The sequence below is a fragment of the Bartonella sp. AA86SXKL genome (genome assembly GCF_042196885.1).
In genome coordinates, this window is the sequence record NZ_JBHIRE010000555.1 from 1 (window position 1) to 567 (window position 567).

General features: G+C 38.4%; 1 protein-coding gene. It reads left to right on the top strand.

All coding sequences use genetic code 11. The features are described 5' to 3' along the window. Positions 1 to 24 precede the first annotated feature (24 nt). A partial coding sequence (locus ACFIO5_RS13250; RefSeq protein ID WP_375705661.1) for an aminotransferase class V-fold PLP-dependent enzyme occupies positions 25 to 567 on the top strand: 543 nt, incomplete at its 3' end.

Here is a 567-nt window from a genome sequence, read left to right on the forward strand (position 1 = left end):
AAAGATTAATGATTACGATATAAAATGGTTGTAAAACGTCGATATTTTGATCATAACGCGACAACACCGCTTAAGAAGGCGGCAGAGGTAGCGTTACTGGAATCTTTAGAGATCTTTGGTAATCCCTCATCCGTTCATACGGAAGGACGTGCTGCTAAAGCTTTATTACAAAAGGCACGTCGACAAATTGCTAAAAGTCTTAACGCAAATCCAGATCATGTTGTATTCACGTCTGGTGCAAGTGAAGCAGCCATGACTTTATTAACACCCTTTTATAATATGGGAAGCTCTAAAGTTCAATTTTCCCATCTTTACATTGGGGCAACTGAACATCCATCTGTTGCAGAAGGTGGACGTTTTCCTAAAGAATTCATTAGTACAATTGCTGTTGATCAAGATGGACTTATTCAACAAGATAAATTGCTCTCTCTCTTAAGCTTTCATGATAAAACAAAGGGACTTCCTCTTGTTGCTATTCAAGCCGCAAATGGTGAAACGGGTGTTATGCAACAAATAAAAGAAATAGCCGCTATTGTTAGGAACTGTGGAGGTACTCTTATTGTTGAT